At 67.2% G+C, this 19,458-nt stretch carries 19 protein-coding genes; 13 read left to right on the top strand and 6 right to left on the bottom strand.

Annotated features, from left to right (window positions below):
• The first annotated feature begins 96 nt into the window (after window positions 1-96).
• From DKG74_RS03955 to DKG74_RS03915, 9 genes are all read left to right on the top strand, one after another.
• A complete protein-coding gene (locus DKG74_RS03955) occupies window positions 97-786 on the top strand; it encodes a helix-turn-helix domain-containing protein (RefSeq protein WP_109902871.1) in 690 nt (229 codons plus the stop codon).
• Window positions 787-921: 135 nt separating this feature from the next.
• Window positions 922-1,626 (top strand): peroxiredoxin, encoded by a 705-nt coding sequence (locus DKG74_RS03950; protein ID WP_109902869.1) that lies wholly within the window; start codon window positions 922-924, stop codon window positions 1,624-1,626.
• On the top strand, window positions 1,623-2,051 hold the full coding sequence (locus tag DKG74_RS03945) for an ArsR/SmtB family transcription factor (RefSeq protein ID WP_109902867.1): 429 nt from the start codon (window positions 1,623-1,625) through the stop codon (window positions 2,049-2,051). The genes DKG74_RS03950 and DKG74_RS03945 overlap by 4 nt, the downstream gene beginning before the upstream one ends.
• A gap of 308 nt (window positions 2,052-2,359) precedes the next feature.
• On the top strand, window positions 2,360-3,223 hold the full coding sequence (locus tag DKG74_RS03940; RefSeq protein WP_109902864.1) for an MBL fold metallo-hydrolase: 864 nt from the start codon (window positions 2,360-2,362) through the stop codon (window positions 3,221-3,223).
• A 15-nt stretch (window positions 3,224-3,238) separates the two neighbouring features.
• Window positions 3,239-3,439: a YgaP family membrane protein gene (locus tag DKG74_RS03935; protein ID WP_109902862.1), complete on the top strand. Its 201-nt coding sequence runs from the start codon at window positions 3,239-3,241 to the stop codon at window positions 3,437-3,439.
• 1 nt (window position 3,440) lies between these two features.
• Window positions 3,441-3,857, top strand: coding sequence for a TIGR01244 family sulfur transferase (locus DKG74_RS03930; protein WP_109902860.1), 417 nt, complete (start codon window positions 3,441-3,443; stop codon window positions 3,855-3,857).
• A 39-nt stretch (window positions 3,858-3,896) separates the two neighbouring features.
• Window positions 3,897-5,660: a bifunctional protein tyrosine phosphatase family protein/NAD(P)/FAD-dependent oxidoreductase gene (locus tag DKG74_RS03925; protein WP_109902858.1), complete on the top strand. Its 1,764-nt coding sequence runs from the start codon at window positions 3,897-3,899 to the stop codon at window positions 5,658-5,660.
• On the top strand, window positions 5,660-6,271 hold the full coding sequence (locus DKG74_RS03920) for a class I SAM-dependent methyltransferase (RefSeq protein WP_109902856.1): 612 nt from the start codon (window positions 5,660-5,662) through the stop codon (window positions 6,269-6,271). The genes DKG74_RS03925 and DKG74_RS03920 overlap by 1 nt, the downstream gene beginning before the upstream one ends.
• 3 nt (window positions 6,272-6,274) lie before the next feature.
• Entirely contained in the window at window positions 6,275-8,035 is a 1,761-nt protein-coding gene (locus tag DKG74_RS03915; RefSeq protein WP_109902854.1) for a SulP family inorganic anion transporter, read from the top strand.
• A gap of 52 nt (window positions 8,036-8,087) precedes the next feature.
• Here DKG74_RS03915 and DKG74_RS03910 read toward each other — a convergent pair whose 3' ends face one another.
• The 6 genes from DKG74_RS03910 to DKG74_RS03885 all read right to left on the bottom strand — a co-directional run bounded on the left by DKG74_RS03910 (window position 8,088) and on the right by DKG74_RS03885 (window position 14,672).
• Window positions 8,088-9,566, bottom strand: coding sequence for an NAD-dependent succinate-semialdehyde dehydrogenase (locus DKG74_RS03910; RefSeq protein WP_109903757.1), 1,479 nt, complete (start codon window positions 9,564-9,566; stop codon window positions 8,088-8,090).
• 5 nt (window positions 9,567-9,571) lie between these two features.
• Window positions 9,572-10,864: a 4-aminobutyrate--2-oxoglutarate transaminase gene (gabT, locus tag DKG74_RS03905; protein ID WP_109902852.1), complete on the bottom strand. Its 1,293-nt coding sequence runs from the start codon at window positions 10,862-10,864 to the stop codon at window positions 9,572-9,574.
• Window positions 10,865-11,037: 173 nt separating this feature from the next.
• On the bottom strand, window positions 11,038-11,649 hold the full coding sequence (rpsD, locus tag DKG74_RS03900; RefSeq protein WP_109902850.1) for a 30S ribosomal protein S4: 612 nt from the start codon (window positions 11,647-11,649) through the stop codon (window positions 11,038-11,040).
• Window positions 11,650-11,811: 162 nt separating this feature from the next.
• A complete protein-coding gene (locus DKG74_RS03895; RefSeq protein WP_109902848.1) occupies window positions 11,812-12,348 on the bottom strand; it encodes an NUDIX hydrolase in 537 nt (178 codons plus the stop codon).
• Complete coding sequence (locus tag DKG74_RS03890; RefSeq protein ID WP_109902846.1) at window positions 12,338-13,051, bottom strand: NUDIX hydrolase; 714 nt, start codon at window positions 13,049-13,051, stop codon at window positions 12,338-12,340. Before DKG74_RS03890 ends, DKG74_RS03895 begins: the two co-directional genes overlap by 11 nt.
• A 76-nt stretch (window positions 13,052-13,127) precedes the next feature.
• Complete coding sequence (locus DKG74_RS03885; protein ID WP_109902844.1) at window positions 13,128-14,672, bottom strand: D-alanyl-D-alanine carboxypeptidase family protein; 1,545 nt, start codon at window positions 14,670-14,672, stop codon at window positions 13,128-13,130.
• 212 nt (window positions 14,673-14,884) lie between these two features.
• Between DKG74_RS03885 and DKG74_RS21635 the strand changes: the two genes are divergently transcribed.
• From DKG74_RS21635 to clpA, 4 genes are all read left to right on the top strand, one after another.
• The gene (locus DKG74_RS21635) at window positions 14,885-15,568 is read left to right on the top strand and encodes a hypothetical protein (protein WP_165837516.1); all 684 of its coding nucleotides are present in this window, start codon (window positions 14,885-14,887) and stop codon (window positions 15,566-15,568) included.
• Window positions 15,569-15,822: 254 nt separating this feature from the next.
• Window positions 15,823-16,284: a phasin family protein gene (locus DKG74_RS21630; protein ID WP_165837515.1), complete on the top strand. Its 462-nt coding sequence runs from the start codon at window positions 15,823-15,825 to the stop codon at window positions 16,282-16,284.
• Between the two features lie 322 nt (window positions 16,285-16,606).
• On the top strand, window positions 16,607-16,936 hold the full coding sequence (clpS, locus tag DKG74_RS03875) for an ATP-dependent Clp protease adapter ClpS (protein WP_109903755.1): 330 nt from the start codon (window positions 16,607-16,609) through the stop codon (window positions 16,934-16,936).
• Window positions 16,937-17,042: 106 nt separating this feature from the next.
• The gene (gene clpA, locus DKG74_RS03870; protein WP_109902840.1) at window positions 17,043-19,397 is read left to right on the top strand and encodes an ATP-dependent Clp protease ATP-binding subunit ClpA; all 2,355 of its coding nucleotides are present in this window, start codon (window positions 17,043-17,045) and stop codon (window positions 19,395-19,397) included.
• The last annotated feature ends 61 nt before the right edge of the window (window positions 19,398-19,458 follow it).

Raw genomic sequence — 19,458 nt, 5'->3', positions numbered from 1 at the left:
GACTCGGCATACGTAGTTTCCCTTATGCGTGCGCCCTGAATTTCCGCGAGGCGCGCCCGCGGGTAGTTTTCCTTCACCAGCCGAAGGGAAGCCCCGATGTTCGCCAACAGCCAGATCCTCACCGCCACGAACACCGTTCCCGCCGGCCTTGCCGTTTTCCCGCAGGCTTCGGTCGTCAGCGACGACGATCTGCCGCTCGAAGGCGGGCAGGTGCTGCATTTCGCCAAAGGCGCCGAGATCTTCGGCCAGGGCGAACGGGCCGATTGCCTCTACAAGGTGGTCTCGGGCTGGGTGCGCACCTACCGCATTCTGCGCGACGGCCGTCGGCAGATCGAAGGCTTCCACCTCGCGGGCGAATATTTCGGCATGGAAGCCGGGGCGGCGCATCGGGCTTCGGCCGAAGCCCTCGGCAGCGCCACCATCCTCGTCGTGCGCCGGTCGCACCTCAATGAAATCGCCGCCCGTCAGGGCGATGTCGCCGCCACCCTGTTCCGTCTTGCCGTGCAGGGCCTGCAGCGCAGCCAGGAGCATGTCGCCATGCTCAGCCACAAGACGGCCTGCGAGCGCGTCGCCGGCTTCCTGCTCGACATGGCCGAGCGTGCCGACGCGGGCAAGCGCCTCGACCTGCCGATGAGCCGTCAGGACATGGCCGATTACCTGAGCCTGACCATCGAGACCGTGTCGCGCACCCTGAGCCAGCTTCAGGCCGACGGCCTCATCTCCATTCCCCAGTCCCGCACCATCGTCCTCGAGGATCGCGAAGCCCTCGAAGACATGTGCGAGTAAGGCGGGGCGACGGCGCCGCCTTCTGCCCCTCCCCCTCTCCGGGCGGCGCCGTCGATTAATCACTTAACGAATGTTGAAATTGAAGGGGCGCGGGGCCTATAACTCGGTATACCGTTTGCCGGAGTTCCGACCCTCGTGACTGGTCCATCCGACCCGACCGCCGCCACCGATTTTTGCGACCGCCTGCCGCTGATCGGCGAGGCCGCGCCCGATTTCCAGGCCCGGTCGACCAAGGGGATGCTGACCCTGTCGGACTATCGCGGGCGCTGGCTGCTGCTGCTGTCGCATCCCGCCGACTTCACCCCGGTCTGTACCTCTGAATTCGTCGCCCTGGCGCGGGCGACGGCGCGATTCCAGAAGCTCGGCTGCGACATTGTCGGTCTCTCGGTCGACAGTCTCTATGCTCATATCGCCTGGGTGCTGGCGATCGAGGAAAAATTCGACGTAACCATCGACTTCCCCATCGTCGAGGATGTCTCGCTCGTCATTTCGCGCGCCTTCGGCATGGTGCATCCGGGGGCGGCGACCACGGCGACGATCAGGGCGGCCTTCGTCATCGACCCCGCCGGCATCATCCAGGCGATCCAGTATTATCCGATGGCGGTCGGGCGCTCGGTCGACGAATTGCTGCGTCTCGTCGCCGCCCTGCAGGCCGCGTCGGGCAACGAATGTTCCGTGCCGGCCGACTGGCGCGAGGGCGATCCCGTGCTGGCCCCACCGCCCGTCGCGCTCGACGAGGCGCGCGTCCGACAGGGGCAGCCCGGGAATCGCGACTGGTATTATGGCGACATGCCCCCGGCAGGAGTCGTGCCGCGCGGGCGAAAGGGGCGCGGGCAATGAGCGGCGGCGCGAAGGGCGACGAACTTCTGCCCATGGCCGACAGGGCGGCGGAATTCCTCAAGGTTCTGGCCAATGCCAACCGCCTGATGATCGTCTGCCATCTGCTTGATGGCGAAGCATCGGTCGCCGAACTCGAAGCCCAGCTCGGCATCCGCCAGCCCACCCTGTCGCAGCAGCTCGGCATCCTGCGCGAAGCCGGCATCGTCCTTGGCCGGCGCGACGCCAAATCCGTGATCTATCAGCTGTCCGACGAGCGGGCCCGGCCGCTGATCGCGGTGATGAACCAGCTGTTCTGTGGCGGCGCCGTGCCCGAAGGGACGGCCCCTTCGCATCCCGCGATGACGTCGGCCCCGCGCGGCCTTTCGGCGGGCGAAGCGGCGGTCTTCCCGACGGTTCGCCGGCCACAGCGCAATACCGTCGGCTGAGCCGGCGATACCCTCCCGTCTCTGAGCTTCGTGCCCGCCCCTGTTGCGGGGGCAGGGGATTTTGCGCGCGCATTCAATATATAATATACGTAAATATATATTGAAAACGCGCCAAGAGGCCCTATCTTGTCCCTGTGACGACGGATCGACGCATCCCCTCGGCCCGATAAGAGGCGCGCTGCCCGGCGCGTCGGGCGCAGGGTGGGTATTCGACAGTCGATGCAATGTGATTTCATATTGATTTTAATTTTATGAAATCATAAATAATTGAGACATAGAACGGCATATGCCGCCCAGGAGCCGAAGCCATGAAGCCCGTTGTCCATTCCTTCTTCGACGAAGCGACTTTCACGGTCAGCTATGTGGTCGAGGACCCGGCGACCGGCATCGCCGCCATCGTCGATTCCGTGCTCGACTACGATCCCGCCTCGGGCCGGACCTCCACCGAATCCGCCGACCGGATCATCGCCCTCGTCAAGGACAAGGGCCTGACGGTCGAATGGCTGCTCGAGACCCATGTCCATGCCGACCACCTGTCGGCGGCGCCCTACCTGAAGACGGCGCTGGGCGGCAAGATCGCCATCGGTGCCAACATCAAGGTGGTGCAGGGCATCTTCGGCAAGGTCTTCAACGCCGAACCCGAATTCGCCACCGATGGTCGCCAGTTCGACCGGCTCTTCGTCGACGGCGATACCTTCAAGGTCGGCGAAATCGAAGGCCATGTGATGCACACCCCCGGTCACACGCCGGCTTGCCTGACCTATGTCATCGGCGATGCCGGCTTCGTCGGCGACACGCTGTTCATGCCCGATTACGGCACGGCACGTTGCGACTTCCCAGGCGGCGATGCCTCGACCCTGTTCCGCTCCATCCGCAAGATCTTCGCCCTGCCGGACGAGACGCGCCTGTTCATGTGCCACGACTACAAGGCCCCGGGGCGCGATTCCTATGCCTGGGAAACCACGGTCGGCGCCGAGAAGCGGGCGAACATCCATGTCCACGAGGGAATTTCCGAGGCCGACTTCGTTTCCATGCGCAAGGCCCGCGACGCCACCCTGTCGATGCCGCGCCTGATCCTGCCGTCGGTCCAGGTGAACATGCGCGCGGGCGAACTGCCGCCGGCCGAAGGCAACGGCACCCGTTACCTGAAGATTCCCCTGAACGCTCTTTGAGAGGAGTGATCCGCCATGAACAAGAACGTCGGCACTGCCGACCGCGTCTTTCGCGTCGTCGCTGGTCTCGTGCTGCTCTCCCTGCTGTTCCTGCTGGACGGCGAGGCGAAGTGGTTCGGCCTGATCGGCATCGTGCCGCTGGCCACCGCGGCGATGTCCTGGTGTCCGCTCTACACGCTGTTCGGCATCCGCACCTGCCCGGCGAACAGGCGCTGACATGCAGGCCTTGAAGCAGCTGACCCCGGATCTGGCCGTCACCGGCCAGATCCTGCCGGCCGAGGTCGCGGACCTCGCCGGGCGGGGCTTTGCCATGATCGTCTGCGACCGGCCCGACGGCGAAGACCCGGGCCAGCCCGACTTCGCCGCCATCGCCGCCGCTGCCGCCGCGGCCGGCCTCGAAGCGCGGCATATCCCGATTGCCTCGCCCGCCGCCGCCGATGCTGCCGTCGTCGGCGCCTTCGCCAAGGCGCTGTCGGAGGCCAAGGGGCCGGTGCTGGCCTATTGCCGCACGGGCAATCGCTGCGCCGTTCTCTGGGCGCTCGGTCTCGCCGGCACGAAATCCGCCGATGACATCATCGGCACCGCCGCCGCCGCCGGCTGCGATCTGTCGGGACTGCGGCCGCGCCTCGCCTGACTTCGTTCACCCAACAAAAAAACTGCTCGGGGGAGCCCCATGGAAAGCCTGAAGAAACTGACGCCCTTCCTGTCCGTCATGCCGCAGATCAACGCGGGCGATGTCGGCACGCTTTCCGCGCTGGGCTACCGCTCGATCATCAACAGCCGGCCCGATGGCGAGGCGCCGGACCAGCCCCCCTCGGCCGAGATTGAAGCCGCGGCCCAGCGCCTCGGCCTCGCCTATCGCCATATTCCGGCGATTTCGGGCAAGGTCTCGGACGAGGCGGTGGCGGAATACTCAGCCGCCCTCGCCGAGCTGAAGGGGCCGGTCGCCTCCTTCTGCCGGACCGGCACCCGTTCCACGACCCTGTGGGCGCTGTCGGAAGCCCATCACCTGACGCCGGATGCCCTGATCGCCACCGCTGCCGCCGCTGGCTACGATCTCGAGAATCTGCGCGGCCGGCTCGAGCAGCGCGCGGCCATGGCGAGCGGCGCGGCGGGTGGCGGCGAGGTGCTGCCCTTCACCCGGGCGACCTCCTTCGATGTGCTGATCATCGGCGGCGGTGCCGCCGGCTGCTCGGCCGCGGCCAGCCTGCGCAAGCGCCGGCCGGACCTCTCGATCGCCATCGTCGAGCCTTCGGACAAACATTACTACCAGCCGGCCTGGACCCTGGTCGGCGGCGGCGCCTTCGACCGCGCCAAGACCGAGCGGCCGATGGCAAGCGCGATCCCCAAGGGCGTGCGCTGGATCCGCGCCGCCGCCGCCGGTTTCGAGCCGGACCGCAACCTGGTCGTGCTCGAGGATGGCGGCCGTCTCGCCTATCGCACCCTGATCGTCGCGCCGGGCATTACCCTGCGCTGGGAAGCGATCGAGGGGCTGCGCGAGACCCTGGGCAGGAACGGCGTCACCTCGAACTATCTGTTCGATCTCGCGCCCTATACCTGGCAACTGGTGCAGGGCCTGAAGAAGGGCCGGGCGCTGTTCACCCAGCCGCCGATGCCGATCAAATGCGCCGGCGCGCCGCAGAAGGCGATGTATCTCTCGTGCGACCACTGGCATCGCACCGGCGTCCTGAAGACTATCGAGGTCGAGCTGAACAACGCCGGTCAGGTGCTGTTCGGTGTCGGCACCTTCGTGCCGCCCCTGATGAAATATGTCGAGAAATACGGCGCCCATCTCGCCTTCAATTCGACCCTGAAGGCGATCGACGGCGAGAAGCGGGAAGCCTATTTCGAGGTGAAGGCGGCGGACGGCACGGTCTCCCGCGTGACCAAGGGTTTCGACATGATCCATGTCGTGCCGCCGCAGACCGCGCCCGACTTCATTCGCCAGTCGCCCTTCGCCGATGCCGCGGGCTGGGTCGATGTCGATCAGGAAACCCTGCGCCACCGGCGTTACGGCAATGTCTTCTCGCTGGGCGACGCCTCCTCGGCACCCAACGCCAAGACGGCGGCGGCGGTGCGCAAGCAGGCGCCGGTCGTTGCCGAGAACATCATCGCCGTCCTCGACGGCAAGAGCCCGCGCGCGATCTACGACGGTTACGGCTCCTGCCCGCTCACGGTCGAGAAGGGCAAGGTGGTGCTGGCGGAATTCGGTTATGGCGGCAAGCTGCTGCCGACTTTCCCGCTCGATCCCGCGGTACCGCGCCGCAGTGCCTGGTTCCTCAAGGCCGATCTCCTGCCCACGCTCTATTGGGATGTGATGCTGAAGGGGCGGGAATGGCTGGCCAGGCCGACCATGCTGCCGCACGAGCCGCAGCCGCGCGAGGAAGACCCCTCGCTCGATGATTGCGCCAAGTCGAAGCGCCTGCAGGGCCGGTGATGGCCAGCGTCGCGCCGGACTGGGACGAAAGGTTCCGCGGGGACGAGGCGCTCTACGGCCTTGCCCCGTCGGCTTTCGTGGTCGATTGCTCGCTTGCCCTTGCTCATGGCGCGCGGGTGCTGTGCCTTGCGGAAGGGCAGGGACGCAATGCCCTTGCCCTCGCCGCCCGGGGCTTTCGGGTGACCGCCCTCGACCTTTCCGCGACCGCCTGCCGGCAATTGGCGGCGCGGGCGCGGGCCCTCAATCTGCCCCTCACCGTGCGGCAGCAAGACCTCGGCCTGTGGTCGGCACCCGAGGCCGCCTTCGACGCGGTCATCGCCGTCTATGCCCATATGCCGCGCCTGCTGCGCCGCGATCTGCATGGCCAGATCGGCCGTGCCCTCGCCCCCGGCGGCATGGTCGTGATCGAGGGCTTCCGGGCCGAGCAGCTGGGGCGTTCGTCCGGCGGGCCGCGCAATGCCGACTGGCTCTATTCCGAGGCCGAGCTGCGCGCCGATTTCGCCGGTTTCCATATCGACTATCTGGCCACGCCCGAGGTTCCGCTCGACGAGGGGCGGGGCCATCAGGGCCTGGGTGCGCTGATCCGCTTCCGCGCCCGCAAACAGGGGTAAGTCATGTCCTTCGACATCCGGCGCCTGCTGCCGTTTCTGGACTGGGCCCGCACCTATGACCGGCGCCATCTGACCAATGACGCGGTCGCCGCCGTGGTCGTCACCATCATGCTGGTGCCGCAAAGCCTCGCCTACGCCATGCTGGCCGGCCTGCCGCCGCATATCGGGCTCTATGCCTCGATCCTGCCGCTCGTCGCCTATGCCCTGTTCGGCACCAGCCGGACACTGGCGGTCGGGCCGGTCGCCGTGGTCTCACTGATGACCGCCGCTGCGGCGGGGTCGGTGGCGACGCCGGGCAGCCCGGAATTCGTCGCCGCGGCCCTCATCCTCGCCGTCGAATCCGGGCTGATCCTGACCCTCATGGGGCTGCTGAACCTTGGCTTTCTCGCCAATTTCCTCAGCCATTCGGTGATCTCGGGCTTCATCACCGCGTCGGGTGTGCTGATCGCCACCAGCCAGATGAAGCATATCCTCGGCATCAAGGCGTCGGGCGATACCATGCCCGAACTGGTCACCGGCATCGCGGCCACCATCGGCGGCACCAATTTCATCACGCTGGGCATCGGCGCCGCCGCCATCGCCTTCCTGTTCTGGGTGCGGAAGCGCCTGAAGCCCCTGCTGCGCCGTCTCGGCCTGCCGGCGGGTGCCGCCGACATCCTGGCCAAGGCGGGGCCGGTCTTCGCTGTCGCCGCCTCGACCGCGCTGGTTGCCGCGCTTGCCCTCGACCAGGCGGGGGTGAAGGTGGTGGGCGCCATTCCCAGCGGCCTGCCGCCGCTGACCCTGCCGGTGTTTCAGGCCGATCTCTGGCTTCGGCTCGCGCTGCCGGCCCTGCTGATCTCCATCGTCGGTTTCGTCGAATCGGTCTCGGTCGCCCAGACCCTGGCGGCCAAGCGGCGCCAGCGGATCGACGCCAACACCGAACTTTTCGGCCTCGGCGCCGCCAATATCGCGGCGGGGCTGACCGGCGGCTATCCGGTGACCGGCGGTTTCACCCGTTCGGTGGTGAATTTCGATGCCGGGGCGGAAACGCCCCTGGCTGGCGTCTTCACTGCCGCCGGTATCCTGGCGACCATCCTGTTCTTCACGCCCTTCTTCGAGAAGCTGCCGCAGGCGGTGCTGGCGGCGACCATCATCGTCGCCGTCTTCTCGCTAGTCGATCTCGGCGCGCTGGGCCGGACCTGGCGCTATTCCAAGGCGGATTTCGCCGCGATGGCGGTCACCATCGCCGTCGTCCTCCTTGAAGGGGTGGAAATCGGCATTGTCTCGGGCGTCGTCGTCTCGCTCGCCCTGTTCCTCTACCGCACCAGCCGGCCCCACATGGCCATTGTCGGCCGGGTGCCGGGGACCGAGCATTTCCGCAACGTCGAGCGTCACAAGGTGATCACCGGCGAGACCGTGCTGTCGGTCCGGGTCGACGAGAGCCTCTATTTCGCCAATGCCCGCTTCCTTGAGGATCGCATCTACGACCTGATCGCCAGCCGGCCGGCGGTGAAACATGTCGTGTTGCTGTGCTCGGCGGTGAACATGATCGACGCTTCGGCGCTCGAAAGCCTCGAGGCGATGGACGAACGGCTGAAGTCCGCCGGGGTCACCTTCCATCTCTCGGAAGTGAAGGGCCCGGTCATGGACCGGCTGAAGGCCACCCATTTCCTCGCCCATCTCTCGGGCCGGGTCTTCCTGTCCCAGGCCGAGGCGATGGCCGCGCTCGACCCCGCCTGCATGGCCGGGCAGGGCGGCAAGGCGCCGGTCGCGGTCGGGGCCTGAAAGCAAAACGGGGCGCCGTCGGGCGCCCCGTCACATCAGGCTGTGTTCAGGATCAGCGGGCGAGGCCACCGATCAGCATGTATTTCAGCTCGACGAATTCGTCGATGCCGTGGGGGCCACCCTCGCGGCTGTTGCCGCTTTCCTTCACGCCGCCAAAGGGCGCGAGTTCCGAGGATAGCAGGCCGGAATTGATGCCGACCATGCCGTATTCCAGTTCCTCGGCGACGCGGAAGATGCGGCCGATGTCGCGGGCATAGAAATAGGCGGCAAGGCCGTATTGCGTGTCGTTGGCGGCGGCGACCACCTCGTCTTCGGTCGTGAATTTGAAGACCGGGGCGACGGGGCCGAAGATTTCGTGCCGGGCGACCGCCATCTCGGCGGTCACATCGGCAAGCACCGTCGGCTCGTAGAAGGTCCGGCCGAGGCCGTGATGCCTGCCACCGGTGACCGCGCGGGCGCCCTTGCCGGTGGCGTCGGCCACCAGGGTCTCGACCTTGGCCAGGGCCTCGCCGGTGATCAGCGGGCCTTGCGTGACGCCCGGCGCCGTGCCGTCGCCGACCACGAGGGCGGCGACGCGCTCCGCAAGGCGGGTGACGAAGGCATCGTAAATGCCGGCCTGGACATAGAGCCGGTTGGCGCAGACGCAGGTCTGACCCATGTTGCGGAATTTGGAGACCATGGCCCCTTCGACCGCGGCTTCGAGATCGGCATCGTCGAAGACGATGAAGGGGGCATTGCCGCCCAGCTCCAGCGCGACCTTCTTCACGCCGACCGCGGCCTGCCGCATCAGCAGCTTGCCGACCTCGGTCGAGCCGGTGAAGCCGACGACGCGGACGGCGGGATGGCTGCAGAACACCTCGCCGATGGCCGGGGCATCGCCGGTCAGCACGTTGAAGACGCCATCGGGAATGCCGGCGCGCTGGGCGAGCACGGCAAGGGCGAGGGCGGTCAGCGGCGTTTCCGGCGCGGGCTTGACGACAGCGGTGCAGCCGGCGGCGAGGGCGGGGGCGATCTTGCGGGTGATCATGCCGGCGGGGAAATTCCACGGCGTGATCGCGGTGACGACGCCCGTCGGCTGGCGCGTGACCATGATCCGCGCGTCCGGCCGGTGCGAGGGGATCGTCTCGCCATAGATGCGCTTGGCTTCCTCGGCGTAATATTCGACGTAGGACGCGGCATAGTCGATTTCGCCCCGGGCCTCGGGCAGGGGCTTGCCCTGTTCCGAGGTGAGGATGAGGGCGAGATCCTCGCGGTTCGCGATGATCAGCTCGAACCAGCGGCGCAGGATCGCGCCGCGTTCCTTGGCGAGGCGCTTCGCCCAGGGCTTGAAGGCCCGGGACGCGGCCTCGACCGCCTTCGTCGCCTCGGCGGCGCCGAAGCGCGGCACATTGCCGAGCAGGGCGCCGGTCGCCGGGTTATGCACGGCATCCTCGCCGCTGCCCAGCCATTCGCCGTCGATCAGGCAGCGGCTTTCGAGCAGGCTGGGGTCCTGCAGCTCGAGGGGGGCGGTACTCTTGAACTGAACGGTCATGACCATCAGGCTCCCTGATAGGCGGCGGCCAGCGCGGTTTCCAGCTTGCCGAGGGCTTCGTCGAGCACGGCGTCGGACACGGTCAGCGGCACGAGGACGCGGATCACATTGCCGTAGACGCCGCAGGACAGCAGGATCAGGCCGTTCTCGATGGCGGCCTGGGTGACGCGCTTGGTCGCTTCGGCGTCGGGCTCGTAGCTGCCGCGGCTCTTGACGATGTCGAAGCCGATCATGGCGCCCGGACCGCGGATGGCGGTCACCGGCACCACGTCGTTGCGGGTGGCGATCGCCGCGACGCGGGCCTTGATGCGGTCGCCGATGGCATTGGCGCGATCAAGCAGCTTTTCCTCGGCGATGATGTCGAGGACGGCGAGGGCGGCGGCGCAGGCGATGGGCGAGCCGGCATAGGTGCCGCCGATGCCGCCCGGATCGGCCGCGTCCATGATCGGCGCCTTGCCGATGACGCCCGAGATCGGGAAGCCACCACCCAGCGACTTGGCGACGGTGACGAGGTCGGGCTCCACACCCGAATGCTCGATGCCGAAAATCTTGCCCGTGCGGGCGAAGCCGGACTGCACCTCGTCGGCGACGAGGACGATACCATGCTCGTCACACAGGGCGCGCAGCGCGGTCAGCAGCGCGACCGGCGCGCTGTAGAAGCCGCCTTCGCCCTGCACCGGCTCGATGATGATGCAGGCGACGCGGCTCGGCTCGACATCGGCGCGGAACAGGAATTCGAGGGCGCGCAGCGAGTCGGCGACCGTAACCCCATGCAGCTCGTTCGGGAACGGGACGTGGAACACCTCGCTCGGCATCGGGCCGAACTTCTTCTTGTAGGGCAGGGTCTTGCCGGTCATCGCCATGGTCATCATGGTGCGGCCGTGGAAGGCGCCGGTGAAGGCGATGACGGCGGAGCGGCCGGTATAGGCGCGGGAAATCTTCACCGCGTTCTCGGTCGCCTCGGCGCCCGTGGTGAAGAAGGCGGTCTTGGCCGGCCCCTTGAACGGGGCGAGGGCATTCAGCCGCTCGGCCAGCTCGACATAGCCTTCATAGGGCGCGACCTGCACGCAGGTATGGGTGAAGTGATCGAGCTGATCCTTCACCGCCGCGATCACCTTGGGGTGACGATGGCCGACGTTGAGAACGCCGATGCCACCGGCGAAGTCGATGAAACGCTTGCCCTCGACGTCCCACAGCTCCGCGTTCTGCGCCTTCTCGGCATAGACCGGATAGGCGATGGAGACGCCGCGCGGCGTGGCGGCTTCGCGGCGGGCAACGAGTTCGGCATTGGTGGCCATGGCGGCATCCCCTGTGGCGTGTCGGATGCCGGAGTGTGGGCCAGGGGCGCCGTGACGAAAATCAGCTTTATGCTGACGTCCGGTGCATCAAAGGCACCAATTGCAGGAAAGCGCCCAAAGAAAAACCCCGCCCGGAGGGGCGGGGTTCGTCTCGTTCCCGAAGGAGCCGAAGGTCAGCGCGAGTAGAACTCGACGACCAGGTTCGGTTCCATCTGCACCGGATAGGGCACGTCCGACAGCGTGGGCACGCGGATGTAGGTGGCCTTGTGACCGTCGAACGAGATGTAGTCGGGGATCTCGCGCTCGGACGAGGCACCGGCTTCCATCACCAGGGCCATTTCCTTGGCGCGCTGGGTCAGTTCGATCACGTCGCCGACCTTGACCTGATAGGAGGGGATGTTGACCCGGCGGCCGTTCACCTTGACGTGGCCGTGGTTCACCAGCTGGCGGGCGGAGAACACGGTCGGCACGAACTTCAGGCGATAGACGATGGCGTCGAGGCGCTGTTCGAGGAGACCGATCAGATTCTCGCCGGTGTCGCCACGACGACGGACCGCCTCGGCATAGAGGTTGCGGAACTGGCGCTCGGTCAGGTTGCCGTAGTAGCCCTTCAGCTTCTGCTTGGCGACCATCTGGGTGCCGAAGTCCGACACCTTGCCCTTGCGGCGCTGGCCATGCTGGCCCGGGCCGTACTCGCGCTTGTTCACCGGGCTCTTCGGGCGACCCCAGAGGTTTTCGCCGAGACGACGGTTGATCTTGTACTTCGCTTGAACGCGCTTGCTCATGTTTCCGATGCCGCCAGCATTATCCGCATTTCGCGTCCCGCACCGAGCGGGTAGGAACCAATAAAAACAACGAACCGGGACTGGAGCCCCGGCGTAGGTCGCGGAATATAGCGGTCGCGGGCCAAATGTCAAACCCGTTTCGCCGGGCGGGCCCGCGGGAAATCACGGTGCCGGGGTGCGCCGCAGGCGCACGGCGCCTTGCCGATAGGTCAGCACAAGGCAGCCGCCACCGCCGGACCACAGGCGGGCCGCGGCTTCCGTCAGCATGACCTCGGTCACGTCCATCAGCGGCAGACGCAGCGCCTCGTCCAGCGCCAGCCAGGCGAGGTCGGTGAATTCGCCGTTGGTGACCAGGGGCGCCGCGCTCAGGGACTCGGGCGCGCGCGCCAGATAGAATCGGGCATCGAAGCGGATCGGGCTTTCGCTGGGCGTGATCGCGCGGCCGAGCGGGCGCAGCAGGGCGTGGTCGACGGCAAGGCCGGTTTCTTCCTGCGTCTCCCTTACCGCCGCGGCGCGGAAGCGGGCCTCGCCCTGACCGGGGTCCGCGCGGTCGACCCGGCCACCGGGGAAGACCCAGGCATCGGGCGCGAAGCGGCTGCGCGGCGGGCGCCGGCCCATCAAGACCCGCTCGGCCCCGTCGATCAGGACAAGGCTGGCCGCCGGCTTGGGGCGGACCGGGCGCTGGCGTTCACTCGTCATAATCGACGAGGGCGCGGCCGTGGCGGTGGGAAAAGGCCGGGATGCGGCGGTCCTCGCCCGCGAGCCGCTTTTCGATGACCTCGAGCACGACGCCGGTGATGCGCGGCAGGTCGAGGGCGCGCGCTTCCGCCAGCGGCACCCAGGCCACCTCGGTCAATTCGGGCGAGGGACGGGCCTCGCCCCGCGCCACCTCGGCCGGGGCAAGGAAGAAGCGGGCGTGGAAACGCATCGGGCGATAGGGCGGCGTGATCGCCCGCGCGACATAATCGAGGGCATCGAGCGCGGGCACGAGACCGGCGGCGGCGAAGGCGGCCAGCGGCCCGGCATCGAGTCTGGAGGCGCGGGGATCGGGCACGCCGATCATCAGGCCGGTTTCCTCGAATGTTTCGCGGATGGCGGCGACGGCAAGGCCATGGGCGCGACCGGGCGGCGCCGACCGGCACAAGGCGGCGACGACGTCGGGGCGGAGGGGCAGGGCCGGCATCCGCAGGTCGCCACGGTCGAGCCGGCCGCCGGGAAACACCCATTGGCCGGGCATGAAACGATGCCCCTCGTGACGGCGGCCCATCAGCACTTCGGGCCGGCCGTCGTTGCCGGCACGGTGCAGGATCAGGGTCGCGGCGTCACGCGGGCGGGGGGCGCGGCGGATGCCGCCACGCTCGCCCGTCGTCGGGTCATTGAAGGGAGGGGTTGTCGTCGTCATGGCCCGATGATGGCCGCTGTCGCCGCGCCACGCCAGCGGCGGCCGCGCATGGCGGCCAGCCGAGACCGCGGACCGCTCAGTTCGCGGCGCCAGCCGAGGCGGTGACGGTCGACGGAACCTTCAGCGCGATGCAGGACAGCGATTTCTTGCGCAGGGCCATGCAGGCATCGCGGGCACCGTTCTCGGACAGGCCGACGAAGCGGGCGCGATAGATCGTGCCCTTGTCGTCGGTGCCCTGATGCACCGCCATCTGGGCGCCGCGCAACGACGAGGCGGCGACGCGCATGGCATCGTTCAGATGATCGACCGCGGCATCCTGACGGCGGAAGGCGCCGATCTGCACCCCCCAGGTCTCGCCCGAGGTGGCGCGTTCCCGCGCCCGGTCGGCCTGGGCACCGAGGGTGCCCGCCGGCGCGAGGGCGGCGACGGTCGTGGGGGCCGCCGGCCGCGCGGGAACGATGGCGGGCGGGGCGGCGGCAACGGCGGCCGGACGGGCCGGCGCCGGCTTGGCGACCACCGGCGGCGTCGCATAGGCGGCTTCGGCGGCGGCTTCCTCGCCGTCGTCGGCGGGGTTGGCGTCGGCGATCTTGGCGTCGAGCGCGGCGGCGGCGAGGGCGACATCGGCCGGCGCCGGTGCCGGCGCGGCGGCAAAGGCGCGGGTCGGGGCGGAAACGGCGTTGGGCCGCACGACTTCCGCCGCGGCCACCAGTTCGGGCTTCGTCTGCAGGCGAACAAAGGCGGCGTCGAGCAACTCGATCATGTGATCGTCACGCGCCTTGGCCGAGGAGCCGCCGAAGATGGCGCCGACCAGATGCACGCCGCCCCGCTTCACCGAAACGACGAGATTGAAGCCGGAGGCCCGGATATAGCCGGTCTTGATGCCGTTGGTGCCTTCGTAGCGGCCGAGCATACGATTGTGATTGGTGATCACCTTGCCGCCGTAACGCCACTTCTGGACCGAGAACATCGGGTAATAGGTCGGATGATCGCGCATCAGCGCGAGACCCAGCTTCGCCATGTCATAGGCCGAGGTGACCTGGGCATCGTCCGGCAGGCCGTTGGCGTTGTGGAAGAAGGTGCTGCTCATGCCCAATTCATGGGCGCGCGCGGTCATGCGACTGGCGAAGACATCCTCGGTGCCGCCGATGGCTTCGGCGAGCACCACGGACATGTCGTTGGCCGAAAGGGTGATCAGCGACATGATCGCGTCCTTGACCGCGATCGTCTGGCCGGGGCGGAGGCCGAGCTTGGTCGCCGGGCGCGAGGCCGCGTTGGCCGAGACGGTCAGACGCTGGTCGAGGGTGAGCGTGCCCGCCTTCAGCGCGTCGAAGGTCATGTAGAGCGTCATCATCTTGGTCAGCGACGCCGGGTGACGCTGGGCCGAAGGACTGTCGGACAGGATGACGCGACCCGTGTCCGCATCGAGGATGACCACGGAATAGGCGGGGCCGGCGAAGGCGAGTCGCGGTGCGATCAGGGCGGCGAAGACCATGGCCAGCACCAGGATCGCCGCGGACAGGACAGGCAGCGTCTGTCGGCGTCTGTCTGCCGCCCGGAACGAAGATCCGGTCGCGATGCCGACGGCGCAAGACGCCCGGCCCATCGAAAGCGTACCCAGCATGTGGCTCGCCCCTGCCCTTGTGAACACAGCCCAAGTTTCAACGATAGGGGCGGCGACCGAGTTTGTCCATGGAATCTGATGCTTGCGGGCAGCCTTTGAGTCCGGAAGTCAGCTTCTGCCGCCAAATCGCCGCGATTGGCGCGTCTTCTCGTCACTTGGCGTTGCGCAGGCGGCCGGGCATTCTCGCCAGCAACGGTTGGAGGTCAGGTCCCATGGGTGCGTCGTATCGGAATTGGCGGCTGCTGGCGGTGGCGGGCATCGCCGCTGTGCTCGCGGGCTGTATGCCGCATGGCGCGGCCGATTTCAGCCTGGGCCGGGTGCCGGGCTGGTTCCGCTATCTCTCGGGCGACGACATCAAGGCGGCCTGCGAGGCGGGAGGACCGGATGTCACCCGCTTCGTCTATAACGCGCGCTGGACCGAACAGGTCCGCGCCTATGAATTGCGCCCGGCCCCCTATGGCGCCAGCATCGACCAATGGGTCTGGGGGCCCGGTACCCTGCTGGCGGCGACTCCGGCCGGCCCGGACATGCAGGCGAAAAAGGCCCAGGTCGGCATCGACCGGCCGCGTCTCGCCCGGCTGGCCGCGGCCCTCGCGCAGTCGGATGTCGCCGGGGCGGCGCCCAGGGGCCGCTTCCTGCGCTCCGACACTTTCTATTGGGTGGTCGCCAGCTGCACCGCCGGGCGTTTCCATTTCAATGCCTTCCAGGCGGGCGACGGCCGCTTCGAGGCCCTGAGCTTCCCGCAGGAGCTGTTCGCGGCCGACCGGACCGGGGTCGCCGTCAACATGCCGAGGCCGCTGGACCTGCCGCCGCTGACCGGCCGTTTCGACGACGAACCGCGTCCCTTTACCGTGCAGGTCGACGAAAACGGTCTCGACGTCGCGCGCTGGGACTGACCCCCGGTTACGTCTTTGGTCGAGGGTTTTTGCTGCATTGCAACAAAACCCTTGACTCGAAGGGGAGATGGGAGGAACCTGCCCTTACCGCGTTGCAGCACGGACCCGGCCCCTGGCGATCACAGCCCGATCGCGCTTCGGTCAACAGCCCCTGCATCGCTGATGACGATCCGCGGCGACTGACCTTGCCGCGACGGCGGGCCGGCGCGAACAGCCGACCTGACCCACGAAGCTTTTGCGAACGAGGGATCACCATGGCCGCGAAACCGAAGACCGCCAAACCGGAGACCACTGAAGTGACCGATACCGCTACCGAAACCATCAAGGCCACCACCGAGCAGGTGAAGGGCAAGATCGACCAGGCCCTGAAGGCGTTCGAAGACGCCGGCGCTTCGTCGAAGGAAACCTACGAGGCGTTCGTCTCGTCCTTCAACATCACCGTGAAGGGCTTCGAGGGCGTGTCCGCCGAAACCGCCGCCTACACCAAGAAGGCGGTCGAGGATCTGGTGGCCGTCTCCAAGTCGGTCGTCGGCGCGAAGAGCCTGCGTGAAGTCGTCGACATCCAGAACGACTACACCAAGGCCGCTTTCGACAATTTCCTCGCCTTCACCAACAAGATCGGCGAGATGACCGTGCAGTTCACGCAGGAAGCGGTCGAGCCGGTGTCCCGCCAGCTCGGCACCGTCTTCAAGAAGTTTGCCCAGCCGGTCGCCTGACCTGAGCCTGGCAAGGCGCCGGCCTGCTTACCATGGCCGGCGCTATAGTCCCGATGCCGACAGGGCATCCATCGAACCGGCGGGGGCAACCCCGCCGGTTCGTGCGTTTTGCGCTCATGTGCCCAGCGGGAGGCAGCCCAGGCGATAACGCCGGCGCTCGCCGTCTTGTTTTCAGTCCCGATCCGGGCAGAATCCATGATGGGCGTGCCGTTCTCGTTCCCATTTCGCGGGGACTGGACAATTGCGGTGCGGCCCCCATGTCCTTATCATATTCCAGTTTGCAAGCAGCATGTCCGACCAGAAGACGCTTCCGAAGACGCCGATGATCACAACCGCAGGCCCCGCCGGCGACGACCAGAATCAGACCGGCCTCCTGACCGCGACGCGGCCGAAGACGGCGCGTCCGTCGATGTATCGCGTGCTGCTGCTCAATGACGACTACACCCCGATGGAATTCGTCGTCCTCATCCTCGAGCGGTTCTTCCACAAGAACCGGGAGGAGGCGACGCAGATCATGCTCCACGTGCATCAGAAGGGGATCGGCGTGTGCGGAGTCTTCACCTATGAGGTCGCCGAGACAAAAGTGACCCAGGTGGTTGATTTCGCCCGTCGACACCAGCATCCGCTTCAATGCACCATGGAAAAGGAATAGGCACACAGGGCCTTTCGCCAGCCTTGCGTGTCTGCCGCGGCTTCCGTCGAAGCCAAGGCGAGTGTGACCGCCCGTCCGGCGGTTGGCGCAAAGTCGGAGGTGTGCCTTGCCGTCCTTTTCGCGCAGCCTCGAGAAGTCCCTTCACAGGGCCCTGGCGCTCGCCAACGAGCGAAGCCATGAATTCGCGACCCTCGAACATCTCCTCCTTGCCCTGATCGACGATGGCGACGCCGCCGCGGTCATGCGGGCGTGCAACGTCGATCTCGACGTGCTTCGCCGGCAGCTCGTAACCTATATCGACACCGAACTCGAAGGTCTCGTCGTCGAGCACGACGAGGACGCGAAGCCGACCACCGGCTTCCAGCGCGTCATTCAGCGCGCGGTGATCCATGTCCAGTCCTCGGGCCGGGACCAGGTCACGGGGGCCAATGTCCTCGTCGCCATCTTCGGCGAGCGCGAGTCCCATGCCGCCTATTTCCTGCAGGAACAGGACATGACCCGGCTGGACGCGGTCAGTTACATCAGCCACGGCGTCGCCAAGCGCCCCGGCGCCTCCGAGCCGCGGGCGGTGCGCGGCGCCGACGAGGAAGGCCAGGGCGGGGAGCCCGGCGCCAAGCGCCCGGGCGAGGCCAATGCCCCGCGCAAGGGCGAGGCTCTCGCCACCTATGCGGTCAACCTGAACCGCAAGGCGATGGACGGCAAGATCGACCCCGTCATCGGCCGCGAGGCCGAGATCGAGCGCACGGTGCAGATCCTGTGCCGGCGGCAGAAGAACAATCCGCTGCTGGTCGGCGATCCCGGTGTCGGCAAGACGGCGATCGCCGAGGGGCTCGCGCTGAAGATCGTGCAGGGCGAGGTGCCGGAGGTTCTGCTGAACGCCGTCATCTATTCGCTCGACATGGGCACGCTGCTGGCCGGCACCCGTTACCGCGGCGATTTCGAAGAGCGGCTGAAGGCGGTGATCGCCGAGATCGAACAGTCGCCGGGCGCCATCCTCTTCATCGACGAAATTCACACGGTGATCGGCGCCGGCGCCACCTCCGGCGGCTCGATGGATGCCTCCAACCTGTTGAAGCCGGCGCTGGCGCAAGGCTCGCTGCGCTGCATCGGCTCGACCACCTACAAGGAGTTCCGCTCCTATTTCGAGAAGGATCGGGCGCTGCTCCGCCGCTTCCAGAAGATCGACGTGAACGAACCTTCGGTGCCCGACGCGATCAAGATCCTGAAAGGGCTGAAGCCCTATTTCGAGGAACACCACCAGATCCGTTACACCAACGACGCGATCAAGGCGGCGGTGGAACTGGCGGCGAAATACATCAACGACCGCAAGCTGCCCGACAAGGCGATCGACGTGATCGACGAATCGGGCGCGGCGCAGATGCTGCTGCCGCCGGCCAGGCGCCGCAAGACCATCGGCGTGAAGGAGATCGAGGCGGTCGTCGCCAAGATCGCCCGCATCCCGCCGAAGTCGGTCTCGAAGGACGACAAGGCCCTGCTGGCCAATCTCGAAACCGAACTGCGCCGGGTCGTCTATGGCCAGGACGCCGCCATTGGCGCCCTGTCTTCGGCCATCAAGCTGGCCCGCGCCGGTCTTCGCGAGGGGGAGAAGCCGATCGGCTCCTATCTCTTCTCGGGTCCGACCGGCGTCGGCAAGACCGAAGTCGCGCGCCAGCTGGCCAAGATCCTCGGGGTCGAGATCATCCGCTTCGACATGTCTGAATATATGGAGCGGCACACGGTCTCGCGCCTTATTGGCGCGCCCCCGGGCTATGTCGGCTTCGACCAGGGCGGCCTGCTGACCGATGCCATCGACCAGCATCCGCATTGCGTGCTGCTGCTCGACGAGATCGAGAAGGCCCATCCGGACCTGTTCAACATCCTGTTGCAGGTGATGGACCACGGCAAGCTGACCGACCATAACGGCAAGAAGATCGACTTCCGCAACGTCGTCCTGATCATGACGACCAACGCCGGTGCCGCCGAGGCGGCGAAGCCCGCCATCGGTTTCGGCCGCGAGACCAATGTCGGTGCCGACGAGGACGCGATCAAACGCCTGTTCACGCCGGAATTCCGCAACCGGCTGGACGCGGTGGTGCCCTTCGGCGGCCTGACGCCGGACATCATTGCCAAGGTGGTCGACAAGTTCATCGCCGAGCTGGAATTCCAGCTCTCCGACCGCGGGGTGGACATCACGGTGTCGCAGGCGGCGCGCAGCCATCTGGCCGAAACCGGCTTCGATGCCGCCTTCGGCGCCCGGCCGCTGGCGCGGGTCATCGCCGAGAAGATCAAGAAGCCGCTGGCGGACGATCTTCTGTTCGGCAAGCTCGCCCGCGGCGGCACGGTCCATGTCGACTTCAAGGCCGGCGCTCTGACCTTCGAGATCGAGGCGTCGAAACGGCCCCCCACCGCCGAGGACGAGGACAGCGAGGGCGGCGAGCGCACGCCCGAATTGGTGCACTGAGCGGGTAATTCACCGGCCCCGGGGTGTCGTTTGGCGGCATTCCGGGGCGCCTTGATCTGGA

This window comes from Zavarzinia aquatilis, from assembly GCF_003173035.1.
Classification (GTDB): Bacteria; Pseudomonadota; Alphaproteobacteria; order Zavarziniales; family Zavarziniaceae; genus Zavarzinia; species Zavarzinia aquatilis.
The sequence above is the reverse complement of the archived record's forward strand: the minus strand, read 5'-3'. Positions and strand labels throughout refer to the sequence as shown.

Coding starts and splice junctions, on each gene's coding strand:
- clpS (WP_109903755.1), top strand. CDS start 16,607: ATGATCACAACCGCAGGCCCCGCCGGCGACGACCAGAATCAGACCGGC.
- DKG74_RS03930 (WP_109902860.1), top strand. CDS start 3,441: ATGCAGGCCTTGAAGCAGCTGACCCCGGATCTGGCCGTCACCGGCCAG.
- DKG74_RS03935 (WP_109902862.1), top strand. CDS start 3,239: ATGAACAAGAACGTCGGCACTGCCGACCGCGTCTTTCGCGTCGTCGCT.
- DKG74_RS03955 (WP_109902871.1), top strand. CDS start 97: ATGTTCGCCAACAGCCAGATCCTCACCGCCACGAACACCGTTCCCGCC.
- DKG74_RS03885 (WP_109902844.1), bottom strand. CDS start 14,672: ATGCTGGGTACGCTTTCGATGGGCCGGGCGTCTTGCGCCGTCGGCATC.
- DKG74_RS03910 (WP_109903757.1), bottom strand. CDS start 9,566: ATGACCGTTCAGTTCAAGAGTACCGCCCCCCTCGAGCTGCAGGACCCC.
- DKG74_RS03945 (WP_109902867.1), top strand. CDS start 1,623: ATGAGCGGCGGCGCGAAGGGCGACGAACTTCTGCCCATGGCCGACAGG.
- DKG74_RS21630 (WP_165837515.1), top strand. CDS start 15,823: ATGGCCGCGAAACCGAAGACCGCCAAACCGGAGACCACTGAAGTGACC.
- DKG74_RS03925 (WP_109902858.1), top strand. CDS start 3,897: ATGGAAAGCCTGAAGAAACTGACGCCCTTCCTGTCCGTCATGCCGCAG.
- gabT (WP_109902852.1), bottom strand. CDS start 10,864: ATGGCCACCAATGCCGAACTCGTTGCCCGCCGCGAAGCCGCCACGCCG.
- DKG74_RS03915 (WP_109902854.1), top strand. CDS start 6,275: ATGTCCTTCGACATCCGGCGCCTGCTGCCGTTTCTGGACTGGGCCCGC.
- DKG74_RS03895 (WP_109902848.1), bottom strand. CDS start 12,348: ATGACGAGTGAACGCCAGCGCCCGGTCCGCCCCAAGCCGGCGGCCAGC.
- DKG74_RS03920 (WP_109902856.1), top strand. CDS start 5,660: ATGGCCAGCGTCGCGCCGGACTGGGACGAAAGGTTCCGCGGGGACGAG.
- DKG74_RS03940 (WP_109902864.1), top strand. CDS start 2,360: ATGAAGCCCGTTGTCCATTCCTTCTTCGACGAAGCGACTTTCACGGTC.
- DKG74_RS03890 (WP_109902846.1), bottom strand. CDS start 13,051: ATGACGACGACAACCCCTCCCTTCAATGACCCGACGACGGGCGAGCGT.
- DKG74_RS21635 (WP_165837516.1), top strand. CDS start 14,885: ATGGGTGCGTCGTATCGGAATTGGCGGCTGCTGGCGGTGGCGGGCATC.
- rpsD (WP_109902850.1), bottom strand. CDS start 11,649: ATGAGCAAGCGCGTTCAAGCGAAGTACAAGATCAACCGTCGTCTCGGC.